This window comes from Oligoflexus sp., from assembly GCF_035638955.1.
GTDB lineage: Bacteria > Bdellovibrionota_B > Oligoflexia > Oligoflexales > Oligoflexaceae > Oligoflexus.
In genome coordinates this window covers 13059-28859 of record NZ_DASQYZ010000296.1, presented here as the reverse complement: position 1 = coordinate 28859, position 15801 = coordinate 13059, and the positions used below count along the sequence as shown (strand labels likewise).

The window sequence follows — 15801 nt, the reverse complement described above, 5'->3', positions numbered from 1 at the left end:
TCAAGACTTGCGAAGGGACCGGTGGAGCCTGTCGGTAGATCTCCCGACCATAGTAGCCAAGTACGGCAAAGGACGTGATAACCACTCCTGCCAGGACAACCCAGAGTCTTCGCGCGCCACTCATTTCTTTTCTCCACGATTGAGGTACCGTTGGAGGTGCGATAGCAATTTGTGATCCAAATTGAACTCAAGGGGCCTCGACATGGCGACCTATCAAGCCACTTCACATTCCCTTCACATAGACTTCAGGCTGTCCCCATAGTAGCCCGGTACGTTGGCTGTCAGATTCACCTCATGGTGGTGGGAGATAGCTTCCATGTCCCTGAAAATGTTTCATAAGGTTTTTTGGGTTGAATTGTGTGGTCTGACGCTATCGCCTTCGTCATTTGAGACCGATAAGGATCATGAACACCATCAGGAGGAACGATGAAAAAGAGTAACACCCCATACCGCTTCGCTGTTGGCATCGCACTTGCGTCAGCCATGATACTCGTCTGGCTGAGCCTTGGCGTCGGCATCATTGGGAGAGATGGTGATCCGGCTAACATCATGTACTTTGGAGTGCTCGCCGTCGGCATCATCGGCGCTCTTATGGTGCGGTTCCGCCCCCTTGGAATGGCCCGCACCCTGTTGGCTATGGCGCTAGCTCAGACATTGGTGGCCGTGATCGCGCTGACCGCCGGGTTGGGGCGGCCCTGGAGCGGGCCGCTCGAGCTTTCGATCCTGAACGGAGCTTTCGTCGGACTCTTCGTAGGGTCGGCTTTGTTGTTTCGCTGCGCGGCAAACGAAAGGCCCGAACTGGACAAAAGTTCCCCTCATGTTTTGTGATGACGCTATTTGATCTGTCGCTCATTGCGTACCGAAACTGTTTTCAACGGCGGGATATTCGGAATTGTGAGTACGACCCGACCGTTCACATCCTTAAAACGAATCGTCATAGGCTGGCTTTTCGATGGATTGAAGGCCACGAAATTATAATGGTCGCCTTTTTTGAAGACACCGTAGGACGGCTGATCAGCCAGGTAATCCGGGCTGGGATGGCCCAGATCATTCAAATTATGCAGAAAATAGTAGGTCGCGGCCCAGGTCTCGTGAGCCTGAATCGCCGTATGTTCATAATCATAAGGAAAGTACGTTTTCCCAAATCGGAATTCCGAGAGAGCCATCGTCGGATCCACCAGAGCCATCAGTCGCAGCGTAACGCCATCCCATGCTGAAGCCACTGTTTGTTCACTAGGGTCTAAATTATGGCCACCGTTGGTGCCCCGATTGATGCTCAGCATTTCATCAAGGTAACGCCTGGCATAGGTCTGATTGAGTCCGAAATAAAGTGTGGCTGCCGTCGTGGGAAGCGTTTGGATGCCATAAATTTCCTCAATCTGGAACGACCCCCAGTGCGTATCAAACTCGTAGGCCGTGTCGCGCAGGATCACAGCGTGGGTGTAGGGATAATCAGGATTCAGGTTTTCGTTGTCGACATCGAGCCAGTATTCATCGATCGCACTTTTTTCGGTCCAGTACATGTAAAGGCCCAGATCACGATAGGTTTTATTCCCGGTCACAAGACCCCAAAGGTAAACGCCTGCCCAGGCATTCATGGCTTCCGACGTGGATTCCTGATCGTTGCCTTGATTGTTATCATCCCAATACCAGCCGCTGGCAAAGCTACGCCCCGCATAGCTGTTAAAATATCGGAGATAAGGGAACTGCGGATCGTTGCGATCGGGCGAGGCAATGTTACGGATGACCTGATCCATGGCCCAGGAGAAATCCAGGGTGAAGGTCGGATGATAAAGAGCCAGGATGGAGGCGGCATGAATCATATAACCGTAATGAAAGTGCTGATCGTTGAGAGCCTGAGAACCATAGGCGGCACGCCAGCCGGTGAGCTGACCAAAACTGGTGGACGAGGGCGGATCATAGGTCATGAAGCCATAAGGCCTGCTATCACCCCAAAAAATCTTTTCCTGGCCGGGAGCGTAGGTAAACCAGTCTTCGAACAGGTTATACAGGGTATCCGTGATCGCCTGTTTGGCGAAGAAAGCCGGTTGATTGGGGTCATAGGCTGTGATTTTAGGATTGCCGAGCTTGTCGGCCATGATCAGGTATTCAGCGGCGCGCAGAAAGGCTTTGCTGCCACCATAGGTGTCCGGTCCATAAACTCCTGGATCGACCACATACTGTTCATCCTGCAGATACTGAAGGAGTTTGGTTCGATCATAGCCAGGCGACGCGTTGGGTTCGTTGAACATGGGTAGGATACCGTGATTGATAAGTCTGGTCCGGAAGGTGTTGCCTTCGAAGTAACGCAGGCTGCCTCGCATGGTGCTGACAGCGGCATCGGGTACGAGGCCCTGGGCTGACTCCAGATGTTTATATTGATGGGGAAAGAGGGTGGTCAGGACCGTGCTTTGAAAACCCTCGCCCTGGCGCTGAAGAGTGGTCTTGAAGGTAAAATCGGTGGTGATGGTGGCCGTGGCTTCATCATATTTATATTCCGAACGTGTTTCGATGATCTTCGCATAGGCGTGAGCGTAGACGAGGGAAGCATCCTTGGCCCGGATGGATTGTGTCGATTGATTCGGGAGCAGGGCCACGTTTAAAAAAGTCGCGGCCGTACCCTGGATGGTCAGCTGGTTGGCTTCCTCTCGTTTCCAGACGGCCCCCTGTGCTGAGAACAGTCCATACCAGCGTGGTTGTCTCGAGCGCCGATCGGTGAATTTCACAATCAGGTGATCCCCGGTATACGTTTGCCCGACAGCCAAGGGAATTTCCGCGCCGTCTTTGCTGTAGAAGCGAATGCCATTGCCATCAGCATCCGAAATGTGAACGCGTGGCTGTCCATGGACAAAGCTATAGTACGAAAACGGACTGCCAGCAGCCATTGTGCTGTGCATTTCATGACCGTTTCTGTCCGCAGTAACCAGATTGATGTGCCAGTCGCCGTAGCTTGCCAATTTCGTTTGCACGCTCGCTTCGGCCAGGCTGTTCGAGACGACGAGGTCGTATTCCACGGACGACTCGATCTTCCAGTTTTGTTTGCTATAGCCCAGGACCGCGCCACCGGCCGTACGCGCCACGAAACCCCTATCTTTATAGGCTATGGCAATGCCATTTCCGTCTCTCCTGGCGAGCCCATAGATCAAGGGATACGCTGCCATCGTCACGGTATCGCTGCGAACCAGAATACCGGTCCACCAATCGTTCGAGGGGACCGGCTGGTTGTTGGGTATGTTTGAAGTGCGGTTGACCGGGGCCCGATACATGAAACCAGGGGCTCCATTGTCCTGCGAACCCTGGGTGCCTGCGGGGGCAAAAGATCCCTTTGCGGCCTCCAGCGCTGGGCTCATGATGTTTGTGGCCAGGAATAGCCATAGAAGCTTGAATATCCATTGGACGTTTGTCATAGACCCCCCGACGTCGTGAAATTTATAAAGCCACGATGTTGTGTTTAATTAGTTCGAATAAAGAACTAAATGGGAGGGGTGGGCAAGGGTTATTTATACCCAAAAGTTGTGAAGATTTATAAAGCAGGAGCGTTCGCCCTGTGACATATGACATGGGTTAGGCGCTGGAGCGCTTGAAAATAGGTGAAAATTTAGTCCATATACAAAACAAAAGGGAGGATGCGAGGACGCTCGGGACGAGCGTCTCTTATCTCTTCAGTCGAGCCAATGAAGTTGTTTCACGATAATGGCAGGCCGTGGTGCAGCTTCCACACCGGGGAGCACAATGTAATCCCCTACGACTTCAAAGGGCACGCCGTTCAATTGGGAAAGTTTCTCAAAATCCTTGGTCTGCAAAACCAGCTCATAGCGCACCGAAGGCGAATCAAAGGTCTGTAACGCGATGCCCGTGGTCTCGCCACCGACAGCCACAAGGCCGGCAACGATGCTTCCGCTGACAGTTATAGGTTTATAAGCACCACGAATGCAGTAGCCAACCCTCTGGTCGTAGCGCGTCCGACCCTGACATGAACAATTGCTGGAATAACCCCATTTGTTGATGTCTGCGGTGCAAGCCAGGTTTTCTTGCAGAACCACTTCTGCAGCATGAAGGGATCCGGCAAACCCTGCCAAGCTTAAGATGAGTGTGATCAAGAGTTTCATAGTCATTCTCCTTATAGTTGGTTTCAGTCCTACAAGGTTTTCGCAGAAAAGTTGAGAGTTGGCTGGCCAATTGAAACCTGATTTTTTAGGTTATATTACGGGTTATGCATAGAATTTCTGCGTAATATTGACTTTGATGGGGCGCATCAACGGCCCATGTTTCCTTGCTTGATAATTTTGAGAATGCTGTTGAAGGGCGTATCTGAGCGTATACCGAACAGCTGATGTCTTGGTCCAAGCTTGGCTCGGATGAGCTTGGGTGAACTGATGCCGCAGAAGAACCTTGTGAGTGAAACTGGGTCGAGGTTCAACTCAGGATGGGCTCTCTGGAGCTCATGGGCGCTCTCGACAATTTTTTCGAGGATGTGGTGGGGTGGCTCTCGGCGCGTTGGCATCATGTGTTTGTCCCCCAGGCATGCTGAGCAGTGCCCGCAGTTCCCTTCCATTTTCTCCCCAAAGTATTCACCCAGGGCCCGTGTCTGACAGCTGTGGAGGACCGCCCAATCCAGAACCTTGTTCAGCCGCTGGAGATCAGCCATCTCCCGGTCGAGCATCTGGCTATGAAGGGATGAGGCGAGCTCGCTAAAATTCTGGGGACGGTTCATGATCCGATACGGTGTTCGGAAATTCGCCGTTTTGAGCTCGATCACTTGCTGTTCGGCAAGATCGGTGAGCTCGGCAACGATTCGACTCCGGCTGGTCTTCATTCCCGTGATAGCTCCCTCGATGTCGAGGTCAGACCATAGGCGCGCTTTCTTCATGTGGGTGGTCATGGCCCTTAGAAAAGATCGCCGATCCTCGGGGAGGGATTTTACGATTTCCTCCCAGGGCAGGAGTGTCTTGATCTGGTATTTAGCATGAAAAGGGGTGCCTGCCTCTACATACCCAGCGAGTTCGAGTCGGGTCATGATTGTCTTTAGGACGAGCGTACGAATATCAAAGGTGTCACTGGCTTCGTCGAGGCTTATATCGAATCCCGATTGGGTATGGGAAAAGACAAAAGTTATCAGATTCTGCATGGCTTCCATGGTCGGCGTGTCGCCATAGACAAAGTTTTCCAGGACATTCATGTCATCAGGACACGCGAAAAGCTTGCAAAGGGATGGCACACCGTCACGACCTGCCCGGCCTATTTCCTGCGAATAGTTCTCCAAACTCTTGGGGAGGTTGTAGTGATACACATACCGAATGTCCGCCTTATCGATTCCCATTCCAAATGCGATGGTGGCCACCACGATTCCGGCTTTTGACTGAATGAACCATTCCTGGGTGGCTGTGCGGTCTTCGGTTTTCATTCCTGCATGATAGGCCTTGGCCTGAAGCCCATTTTCAAAGAGCATCTGGGCCACTTCCTCGGCCTTATTTTGCTGGGTGACATAGATGATAGTCGGGCCGGCCGGCTGGCGGCGAAGATCGTCCAGGAGCTGGTCATCGCGCCTTGAATTCTCGATGGGCATGGTCAGGAGAGTGAGGTTGGGTCGGTAGAATCCGGTGCAGACCGCATGGATCGTCTCAATATCGAAGGACCGGCAGATATCCTTGAGGACCTCAGGGGTGGCTGTCGCCGTCAGGGCCAGAATGCACTCGGCACCGAATGATCTGGCGAAGAGGGAAAGTTTCAGATAATCGGGCCGAAAGTTGTGGCCCCATTCGGACACGCAGTGAGCCTCGTCGACCGCAAAGAGGGATATCCGGATCCCTTGCATGGCCGAGCGAAAGCGTTCATTCATGAAGCGCTCCGGCGCCACATAAAGAATTTTAATCCCCCCACCTCGGACGCCGCGCATCACCTCCTGATACTCGTTATTGGTGAGGGTGGAGTCGAGGCGCGCGGCCTGGATACCTTTCGCCAGGAGGGCATCGATCTGGTCTTTCATAAGTGCGATCAGCGGAGAGATAACGAGGGTCAGGCCCGGCAGCAGGAGACCCGGCAGCTGATAGCAAAGGGATTTGCCTGAGCCGGTGGGGAAGACCGCGGCTGAAGATTGGCCAGCCAAAAGCTGTTCAATGATCTGGCGCTGGCCCGGACGAAAGGTGGAAAAACCGAAGTAGGTCTCGAGCGCGGCCGTGATCTGATCACCCGTGAGGGGTGACGGATTCCTTGGCGCCGGTTGAGGTGCCGTTCGCATCGTCTGGGTCTCAGGGGGTTGATAGGCTGTGTCAGGATCCGTCTCAGGGATGGTATCGGGGGCAGGGCATAGAGTGCCAAAGCGCTTATAGTGAGCCACCTGAAAGGCGTGTTTGATAATTTCCAAGGGGCATTGGAAGAATTCTTTGGAGTCATTCACGCGGAAGGGTTCGAGTTCCTTATGAAGGGCTTTTTCAAATTCCACATGCTGCGGGGTAAACACTTTATAGGCGCAGTTGAAGGGCATAGGAGTCGCTGTGGAGCTGGAGAGCTGGGCTCGCCTTTTGGTGATGTTGGTGGTCTGCCCAATTTTGAAAATCCCGGGCATCGATGGGGTGCTCATAACGTAAACGAATCCGCCGTCCATGCTGTTTCCTTTACTCCGCCGTTCGCTGGCTCATCGTATGGCTTCGTCTTGACGATATATTTTTTGTTGAATGAAAGGGCAGGCAGACGCGTGCAGTTTGTTCGGACTGGTGCCGTATGGGAAGGAAATGGTGGGGTCAAAAGGATTCGAACCTTCGACCTATCGCGTGTGAGGCGATCGCTCTAACCAACTGAGCTATGACCCCGTAGTCACTCTGCTAAATTTTGAACGACGCTCAAAATCAGCACTCGTCCCATCTTGGGAGGAGGCGAAATTATTAAGTTTTTGGAATCTTGTCAAGCGCCAACGTGAAGAAATTGGTGGTTGACGCGCGATATGGCGGTTTTGCATGGGTTGGATTCGTTCCCAGCATGGCCTTGCGTTTGCATAGGGGTCAACGTTCTTTCTGCAGGCATGCATGAAATGGATGAAGAGTCGGTGCGTTAGAGTCCATCCCCGATGCTGGGATAAAGGCCCATGTCACCGGCCACCATGTGACGATCGCAAAGGAGTTGTGGAATGGAAAGACCAGGGACCGGGGAACTGCAAAAGCCAGCCTTGAAACGCATTCAACGATCCGAAACAGCGCAGCCGATCCATTTGACCGTGAATGGTGTCAAGACGCGGCTTCATGTCGAGGCCTGGACCTCGCTCCTGGACGCTCTGCGTGAGGAGCTCGGTTTAACCGGGACCAAAAAAGGCTGTGACCATGGACAATGCGGGGCCTGTACGGTTTTGCTCGACGGCAAACGAATCAATTCCTGTTTGACTCTGGCGGTGATGAAGGACGGCGCGGACGTCGTGACCATCGAGGGTCTGGCTCAGGGAGATGAACTGTCCGCGATGCAGGACGCCTTCATCCAAGCGGACGCCTTTCAGTGCGGTTACTGTACACCGGGGCAAATTTGTTCGGCGGTGGGATTGATGGCCGAGGGCAAAGCCAAAACACCCGCCGAAATTCGGGAGCTGATGAGTGGCAACCTTTGTCGATGCGGCGCCTATCCGAATATTCTGGCCGCGATTGAAAGCGTGATGTCCCAGCAAGGGAAGGGGAGTCTGTCATGATGCAATTTTCCTATCAAAAATCTCCTGATTTAGGGACGGCTCTCGCGCGGATCCGGGAAATACCCGCCTCGCGTTTTATCGGCGGCGGCACCAATTTATTGGACTTGATCAAAGCCGATGTCATGCGCCCCCAACATCTTTTGGATATCAATCCACTGCCACTCCGTGACGTCACCGAGGCCAGCGATGGCCGACTGCATGTGGGTGCCCTGGTGACGAACAGTGATCTGGCCTGGCATCCGCTGATTGAAGCCCGCTATCCTCTTTTATCCAAGGCTATCCTGGCCGGTGCTTCGCCTCAGCTTCGCAACATGGCGACCACCGGTGGCAACCTGATGCAGCGCACCCGCTGCTATTATTTTTATGATATCGCTACGCCTTGCAACAAGCGCTCGCCTGGCAGCGGCTGTTCCGCTCTCTCCGGGGTCAATCGCATTCATGCTATCCTGGGCGACAGTCCCTCGTGCATTGCCGTGCATCCTTCGGATATGTGCGTGGCCCTGGCCGCGTTGGAAGCTGATGTTCATGTGCAATCGCGTGACAGTGAGCGGGTCATACCCTTTGCTGATTTTCATCGACTCCCGGGTGACACGCCGGAAATCGATAACAATTTGAAAGCGGATGAACTCATCACCGGCATCACGCTTCCCGCCCTGGGTTTTGCGCAGCATTTCAGTTATATCAAAGTGCGCGATCGCAGCTCCTATGCTTTTGCGCTGATTTCTGTGGCCACAGGTCTGCACATCGAATCAGGTGTTATTAAAAAAGCCCGAATTGCCCTGGGTGGTTTAGCCCACAAACCCTGGCGTCGCCATGAAGCCGAGGCCCTGATCGAAAATAAAAAGCTCAATGAAGCGGATTTTAATGTGGTGGCCGAGGCTCTGCTCCAAGGCGCCAAAGGTCATGGTTACAACAATTTCAAAATCGAGCTGGCGCATCGGGCCGTTGTTCGCGGTTTATACGAGGCCGCTGGTCAGGAGGTTGCACAATGAGTGGATCAGTGATGGGTCAGTCTCTGCCGCGGGTGGACGGTCCTTTGAAAGTGACCGGTCAGGCGCCTTATGCTGCTGATATCATCGTACCCGAATTAACTCACGGCTGTGTGGTTTCCAGTGGAATTGCCAAGGGGTGGATCCGCTCGATCGATACGCGGCGGGCGCTCGAAATCAAAGGTGTTCTTGCAATCTTTACTCATGAAAATCGCCCCCGGACGGCATGGTTTGATCGCAGCTATCGCGACGATGACAGTCCCGACGGTTCACCATTCCGTCCTCTGGCCTCGGATCGTATTCTGTTTAGCGGCCAGCCGGTGGCTTTGGTCATTGCGGAATCGCTTGACGTGGCCCGCTATGCCGCCTCCTTGATCGCGATCGAATACGGCGTTGAGCCATCCGTGACGTCACTCGAATCCCAAAAAGATAAGGCGCTTGAACCCGGGAAAAGCAAGTCAGGCTACGAGCCGCCTCCGAAACCACGCGGCAAGCCTGAAGTCGCCTTGACCGAGTCCTCCGTGACCATCGAAGGTCACTACTCGACACCGATGCAGCATCATAATCCCATGGAAACGCATGCCTCGACTGTCATCTGGGAGGATAGTGAAAAGCTGACGATTTTCGATAAAACCCAAGGCGTTCTCAATACCCAGACCTATGTCTGCAATGTGTTCAATCTGAAAAAAGACATGGTACGCATCCTGTCTCCCTTTGTCGGGGGCGCCTTTGGATCGGGCCTGAGGCCACAATATCAGCTGTTTCTAGCTGTGATGTCCGCGTTGGAACTGAAGCGATCGGTGCGGGTGAATTTGTCCCGTCCCCAGATGTTCACCTTTGGTCATCGTCCGCGTTCGCTGCATACCATTCAAATGGGTACGGATGACAACGGGCAGCTGCAGTCCATCATGCATGAAGCCATTTCGGAAACCTCGCAGTTTGAAGATTATACGGAACAACTCGTGGCCTGGTCCGGGTCCGCCTATCGCTGCGACAATATCAAACTGGGGCATAAGATCGCGCGGCTGGATACCTACACACCTCTGGATATGCGGGCGCCTGGAGCCGCGAGTGGCGTCTATGCATTGGAAACCGCGATCGATGAAATGGCCTTTGCCGCGGGTCTGGATCCTCTGGATTTCCGTCGCCGCAATTATGCCTCGCGTGATCACGTGCATGATAAACCGTTTTCCAGCAAGGAACTGATGGCTTGTTATGACCAGGGCTCCTCGCGGTTCGGCTGGTCGAAACGCCCTTTGCAACCACGTTCGATGCGCGAAGGTCATCAGCTGATCGGCTGGGGCATGGCGACAGGCATGTGGGAAGCCTATCAAAGACCTGCCGCCGCTCGGGCCATCCTTACGGCCGACGGACGTTTGATCGTCAGCAGCGCGACCTCTGATTTTGGAACAGGCACCTATACGATCATGAGCCAGATCGCAGCCGAAACCATGGGCGTGCCTATGGCTGATGTCGTTTTCAAATTGGGCGATTCGTCGCTGGCCTTTGCGCCCCTTTCCGGTGGCTCGTTCACAGCGTCTTCGGTGGGAACCGCTGTGCAGGCCGTTTGTCAAAAGCTGCGCAAGAAAGTTTTTGATCTGGCCAGGGGACTGGATGGATCACCCTTTGCCAAACAGGGCTATGATGATGCTGTGTTTGCCGATGGTTTTGTTCATCTGAAGTCCAATCCCAAGCAGTTGCTCTCGATCACCAATATTCTGCGCTATGCAGGCGTTGGCGCGTTGGACGAAGAGGTCAAATCCATTCCCAATGTCGCCAAACAGGAAAGTTTCACCCGCGTCACGCACTCGGCGGCGTTCGTGGAAGTCCGAGTGGATGAGGATTTTGGAACGGTCGCCGTCACGCGTGTGGTGTCAGCGGTCGCGGCCGGAAAAATCCTGAATCCGCTCACAGCCCGCAGTCAGATTTTGGGCGGTGTCGTGTGGGGTTTGAGCATGGCCTTGCAAGAGGAATCGATGATGGACCATAAAATAGGCCGGTTCATGAATCATGATCTGGCGGAATACCATATTCCGGTTCAGGTTGATATTCACGATATCGACGTGATCTTTGTCGAGGAAGAGGACAAGGTTGTGAATCCTCTTGGTATCAAAGGCCTTGGTGAAATCGGGATTGTGGGCGTGCCGGCAGCCGTTGGGAATGCGATTTTCCATGCGACGGGAAAGCGTCTGCGGGACCTGCCCTTTACGCTGGATAAAGTGGGCTTTTCATCGTAACGCGGCTGGCCATTCCGCGCGCAGGACTGTGCCGCGCCCGTTGGGATTGTGATGCAGACTGACCCGCCCTCGGTGTTCGAGGACGCGGGTCTTGACCGCGGCGAGTCCGATCCCTCGTCCGCTCGTTATCGTTACGCTGTCCGCTGAACTCACGCCTTCGGTAAAGAGGACATCGACCAAAGTTTCACCGGGACCGGGCATGAATTTGCGTTCTTTGGCCAGGTTTTCCAGAACGGAATTCTGCAGGCCAATGCCATTGTCTGATATTTCCAAAATAATGGAATCCACCTGCCTTTGCGCCCGTATACTCAGGATGGGTGGCGGTAATGTTTCGCCCTTCTGCTGGGGAAAAATAAACCCATGATCCAAACTGTTATTGATGGCATGCAAACAGATATCGCGACACAGCATAAGATCCTCGGCATCCCACTTCAGGATCCCATCCATGACTTGAAATTCATGGATGGGCAGACGGGCCTGGTTCATGTGCTCGCGCCAGGTTTGAAGATGCGCGTCCAATGCGGTGGCCAGCCAGCTGGCTTCTTGTGTTTGGCTGCGGCGTTCCTGGTGAAGGATGTTGGCAAAGGTTCGATACTCAAGGATGAGTTCATGGACCTCGACCTTTAATTCCTGCCAGCTGGGGTGAGCCTGGGGATTTTGCAACGCCGATTCCATATCGTGCAGATCCTGGCTCAACTCCCGCAGGCCCAGCGTTCGAGCCAGGCCCTTTTGCGTATGAAGTTCGCGCAACACGGTGGGCAAATCATAAACCTGATCGAGCCGAGCCAGCGTCGTTTCCGTTTGATGCATAACGCCTTCAAAGTGATCGGGCTTTACGGCCAAAAGCTCGCGAAGGGTCTCCGGAAGGGTCCGCAGCTTTTTATCACGAGCTCCCAGGGCTTTTTCCAGAGCCCGGGTCTGTGTGATATCGGTGAGGCTGACCAGAATGCGATCCAGGGTATCCGCGCGGTTCCAGATGGGTATCCATCGCAGCAGGAAGGTGGACTCACCCTCGGGCCCCATATGAATTTCCTTGGGCAGATTATCGGCGTTGAGATCCCAGGCCAGGCGCGTCTCGTGGAGAGTGGCATTTAAAACTTCACGTGTGATGGCTCGGGTTTCACTGGGTACGCCGGCGGAACTGAAGACGGTATTGACGAAATCCTGGCCCGCGATCTGGCGGTTGATGCCGACCATCTGACTCAAATGATGGGAATAATCCTGCCCAATAGTCTGCTTCGCATCGACGGTCAGGAGGCCCTCGTCGATATTATCCAGGATCCTTTGTATTTCAGCTCGGCTGAGCCGAACTTTTTTGATCTGCCGCAAGGCCACGAAAAGAAAGCTGAGCGTACTGATCGAAAGGACGGCCAGGATGAGGACGAGCAGGCGAAAACGCTCGGCTTCCTGCAGCCGGGCGGATTGCCAACGATTTTCCTGTTCCAAGGTTTTGGTCTTTTCCTGGGCCAGCTGCAGACCGAGTGAGGCTGCGGCACGGTTGTATTCATTCTTTTCCCGTTGTTTGGCCAGATCCTCGGCAATCAAGGTGTACGTTTCAAGAGCCGCCAACGCCCGCGCTTTATCGTGCAACCCCAGCCAGCATTTATAACGGAACCAGCTGAGCTCTTTTTTGAACTCCTGATTCTGATCGATCATATTGCGCTGGGCATTATCCAGCTCCATCATGGCTTTTTGAAATTCGCCTTGAGCGATCAGAACCTCCGCCAGGCGCTTCTCGGCATAGGCTTGCGACAGCTGCTCACCCTCGGCGATAAAGATTTCGACAGCTTCGCGGGACTGCCTTACGGCATTGTCATGCTCACCGTAGTGGCTGCTGATCAGACTCAGGAGCGAAGATGAGGAACCTCGCATCGAACGATATTTGATATCGTCCGCCATTTTCGAGGCTGCGACCATAGCCGTCCGCGCTTCCGCATAGTTGGGTTCACTTTGGAAGAGCAGACTAAAACCCAGACTGTAGCGAATACGCAGGGTCAGCATACGGATTCCAAGCTCCGCATAGCGTTCCGCCAGGATGCGATCCATCGCGATCGCTTCATCATGAAGTTCGCGGTAACGCAGGCTGTTACCCAGGGCATTCTTGGTCAGGCTGTACGCGATCAGGGAAGGTGAAGGGGTGGATTCCATGAGCGAAGAGGCTTCGCTGATCAGCGGCAGGGACCGGTCCAGAATTTTGAAGCGCATCAGGTCGATCGCATACATGGATAGAATAAAGGCCAAAGCATTGGGGTCCTGAAAGGTCCTGACCTTGGCCACGAGTGCGGACAGGTGCTTTTCATATTCCTGCAGATCGTGATCGGGCAGTCGAAAATTGAGAAGGTTATAGGCCAGGTCCGCCCATTCCAGATAGAGCTGGTTATGCTCAGCTTTTTCCACGCAGTGAGCCAGAGTCTCCAGCATGTACGGCTGGTCTTCCACATGGTCAATATTGGTGAGGGCCCAACAGGCTCGAACCCAGGCCACAGGCTTGGCTTCCGGATTCAATTCTTGCATTTTCTGCCGGAGCCAGGCCACGTGCAGGTTCGGATAATCCTGGATCGCGAATTCCACCGCGGCTCGGGATTCCAGATTGATTGCGGGATCCTGGGCGGTCGCGCGAAGTGAGTCATCGATACCAAAGGTTGGCCATACGGGAGCCTTGGACTCAGAGCGGGCCTGAGTGCAGAAGATTATGTATAGAACCCATGGCAAAATTCTCAAATATTTTTCCTTCACCAATATCCCACCAGGCGTATCGGTCTGCGAAAGCGGAAGCCTATGGGTAGAAAATGCCTGGCTGCTCCCGGCGCTCTTGAAAATGTTCATGGTGAATGGAAGGCATTCAAGGTGTCAACCCCGCGAGCCGGGGCGTCGACGTTTTAATGGAGGGCTGCCTGATCCCAGGGGGAACCGTTGAGGGCACGAGCTTTCAGTAAGAGCGTCGCACTCGACTGAATCAGTTCGGTGGGCCTGACAGGCTTGCCGAGATGGATATCGAAGGACGCGGCAAAGGCCTGGTGGCGGTCCTCATCGCGGACGTAGGCGGTCAGCGCAATGGTGGGAATCGTAAGATTCGGATCGATACGCTGGCGAATGCGTTTGAGAATGCTGTAGCCGTCTTCATCAGGCAACCCAATATCACAGATAATCAGATCGGGTTTGGTGCTCGCCAGCCGCGTCAGGGCCTCGTCACCATTCGAGGCTTCCATAACCTGGGCCCCCGAACGGTCCAGAACCCGTCGAATCAATTCACGCGCGTCGCGCTGATCATCGATGACCAGAATCTGGCAGCCGCGCAAAACCTCGGAAAAGTAGGGATGCTGCGGGTTGGTTTTTTTACCGCTATTCGCTTCTGCCGAGGATGCGCATAGCGCGTCTTCAGCCGGCTTCATCGGCAGCAGATAGATACAGAATCGGGCCCCTTGATTCTTGCCGGCGCTTTCCACTTGCACGGTCCCGCCATGAGCTTCGACGATATGGCGAACGATCGCGAGCCCCAGGCCAAGGCCTCCGAAGTGACGAGTTTTGGACCCGTCCTCCTGCCGAAAGCGTTCAAAGACATAAGGTAAAAAATCCGGCTCTATGCCCTTGCCATTGTCTTCGACTTCCACCATCAGCCGCCCCTCCTGGTCCGTTAGGCGAACCATGATGTGGCCATTGTTGGGCGTGAATTTAACCGCGTTGTTGAGCAAATTCCAAAACACCTGCTGCAGCCGGCATTTGTCGCCCAGAACAGGAGGGTAATCGGCACCAAATTCGGTCTGAATGCTGATGTTTTTCGAGCGCGCGGCGAGCTGGACGGACACCAAGGCTTCTTCGAAGACGGCAGGCACTTGCACGGGCTGCATATCCAGGGTCAATTTTCCGGTAATAATGCGTGAGACATCCAAAAGATCGGTGATCAGTTGATTTTGAATCTGCGCATTCCGGTTGATGGCGTCCAGGGAGTAGGCGAAGTCTTCGCTGTCAGGCGTATCCATCGACAGCAATTCGGAAAAGCCAATGATGGCGTTGAGCGGCGTCCGCAGTTCATGCGAGAGCGTGGCCAGGAATTCATCTTTGATGCGATTGGCTTCCTGAGCCTTGATATAAAGCCTTTCCTTTTCCTCTTCGTTGGCCTTGCGCTCGGTTTCATCACGCATGATTTTAGCGTAACCAAGCAAATGACCCTCTGCATCCCGCAGAGCATTGGTCACACCTGAAACCCAGAAAGGCACACCGTTTTTACGAATGTGCCAGCGTTCATCTTCCGCTCGACCCACCGTCTGGGCACGGGTCAATTCCTGAGTTGGAACATCGACAGCCCGATCCTCGCGGGTAAAGATCGAGGCATAGGGCAGGCCGATAAACTCGTCTTCGCTATAACCCAGAATGCGCTGCACACCATTATTCCAACTTTGCATGAATCCATCTGGACTCAGCATGAAAATCGCATAGTCCTTGATGCCGTCCACCAGCACCCGCATGCGCTCTTCGCTTTCCCGTACAGCCCGATTGGCTTTGAGTTTTTCCTCGCGAATCTTCCATTCCAGAATTTGAATCTCGACCGCTGCACCCAGGCGGGACAGGTTATCCTTCATGATGAAATCATGAGCACCAGCCTTGATCACCGAAGCGGCTTTTTCCTCACCAATAATGCCGGAGACAATAATGATGGGGATATCCCGACCCGATGCACCTAATATCTGAAGCGCTTTCAGACCACTGAAAGCGGGTAAATTGTAATCCGAAAGTATGATGTCCCAATTTTCCTGCAGGCAGTGCTGCAGTTCCTTTTCCGTTTCGATGCGGTTGGTGGAGACCTCATAGCCACTATCCTCAAGGGCCTCTGTCAACAGGGCACTATCGAGTTCGGAATCCTCGATCATCAGGACTTTTAGTGATTTTTTCATGGCCGGCTCCTTGA

9 protein-coding genes and 1 tRNA gene are annotated in these 15801 nt (G+C 53.8%); 4 read left to right on the top strand and 6 right to left on the bottom strand.

The annotated features are described in order from the left end of the window. Positions 1 to 426 precede the first annotated feature (426 nt). A complete protein-coding gene (locus VE954_RS27300) occupies positions 427 to 828 on the top strand; it encodes a hypothetical protein (protein ID WP_324958852.1) in 402 nt (133 codons plus the stop codon). Positions 829 to 833: 5 nt separating this feature from the next. Here the strand turns inward: VE954_RS27300 and VE954_RS27295 are convergent, their stop codons facing one another. The 4 genes from VE954_RS27295 to VE954_RS27280 form a co-directional block, all read right to left on the bottom strand. Continuing rightward, positions 834 to 3407: a glycosyl hydrolase gene (locus tag VE954_RS27295; protein ID WP_324958850.1), complete on the bottom strand. Its 2574-nt coding sequence runs from the start codon at positions 3405 to 3407 to the stop codon at positions 834 to 836. 255 nt (positions 3408 to 3662) lie between these two features. Further along, positions 3663 to 4109 (bottom strand): hypothetical protein, encoded by a 447-nt coding sequence (locus tag VE954_RS27290; protein WP_324958848.1) that lies wholly within the window; start codon positions 4107 to 4109, stop codon positions 3663 to 3665. A gap of 146 nt (positions 4110 to 4255) precedes the next feature. Further along, the gene (locus VE954_RS27285; protein WP_324958846.1) at positions 4256 to 6604 is read right to left on the bottom strand and encodes a RecQ family ATP-dependent DNA helicase; all 2349 of its coding nucleotides are present in this window, start codon (positions 6602 to 6604) and stop codon (positions 4256 to 4258) included. A gap of 128 nt (positions 6605 to 6732) precedes the next feature. Further along, positions 6733 to 6809, bottom strand: a tRNA-Val gene (locus VE954_RS27280). 314 nt (positions 6810 to 7123) lie between these two features. Between VE954_RS27280 and VE954_RS27275 the strand changes: the two genes are divergently transcribed. From VE954_RS27275 to VE954_RS27265, 3 genes are read left to right on the top strand one after another with little or no spacing between them, the layout of a single operon-like run. Next, complete coding sequence (locus tag VE954_RS27275; RefSeq protein WP_324958844.1) at positions 7124 to 7669, top strand: (2Fe-2S)-binding protein; 546 nt, start codon at positions 7124 to 7126, stop codon at positions 7667 to 7669. Beyond that, positions 7666 to 8661: a xanthine dehydrogenase family protein subunit M gene (locus VE954_RS27270; RefSeq protein ID WP_324958842.1), complete on the top strand. Its 996-nt coding sequence runs from the start codon at positions 7666 to 7668 to the stop codon at positions 8659 to 8661. Before VE954_RS27275 ends, VE954_RS27270 begins: the two co-directional genes overlap by 4 nt. Beyond that, positions 8658 to 10895 (top strand): xanthine dehydrogenase family protein molybdopterin-binding subunit, encoded by a 2238-nt coding sequence (locus VE954_RS27265; RefSeq protein ID WP_324958840.1) that lies wholly within the window; start codon positions 8658 to 8660, stop codon positions 10893 to 10895. The genes VE954_RS27270 and VE954_RS27265 overlap by 4 nt, the downstream gene beginning before the upstream one ends. Here VE954_RS27265 and VE954_RS27260 read toward each other — a convergent pair. Together VE954_RS27260 and VE954_RS27255 are read right to left on the bottom strand one after the other, a co-directional pair. Continuing rightward, positions 10887 to 13616 carry an ATP-binding protein gene (locus VE954_RS27260; RefSeq protein WP_324958838.1) on the bottom strand — a complete coding sequence of 910 codons (2730 nt, stop codon included), beginning with the start codon at positions 13614 to 13616 and terminating at the stop codon, positions 10887 to 10889. The two genes, VE954_RS27265 and VE954_RS27260, sit on opposite strands and share 9 nt — an antisense overlap. A gap of 158 nt (positions 13617 to 13774) precedes the next feature. Further along, a complete protein-coding gene (locus tag VE954_RS27255; protein WP_324958836.1) occupies positions 13775 to 15787 on the bottom strand; it encodes an ATP-binding response regulator in 2013 nt (670 codons plus the stop codon). Between the last annotated feature and the right edge of the window lie 14 nt (positions 15788 to 15801).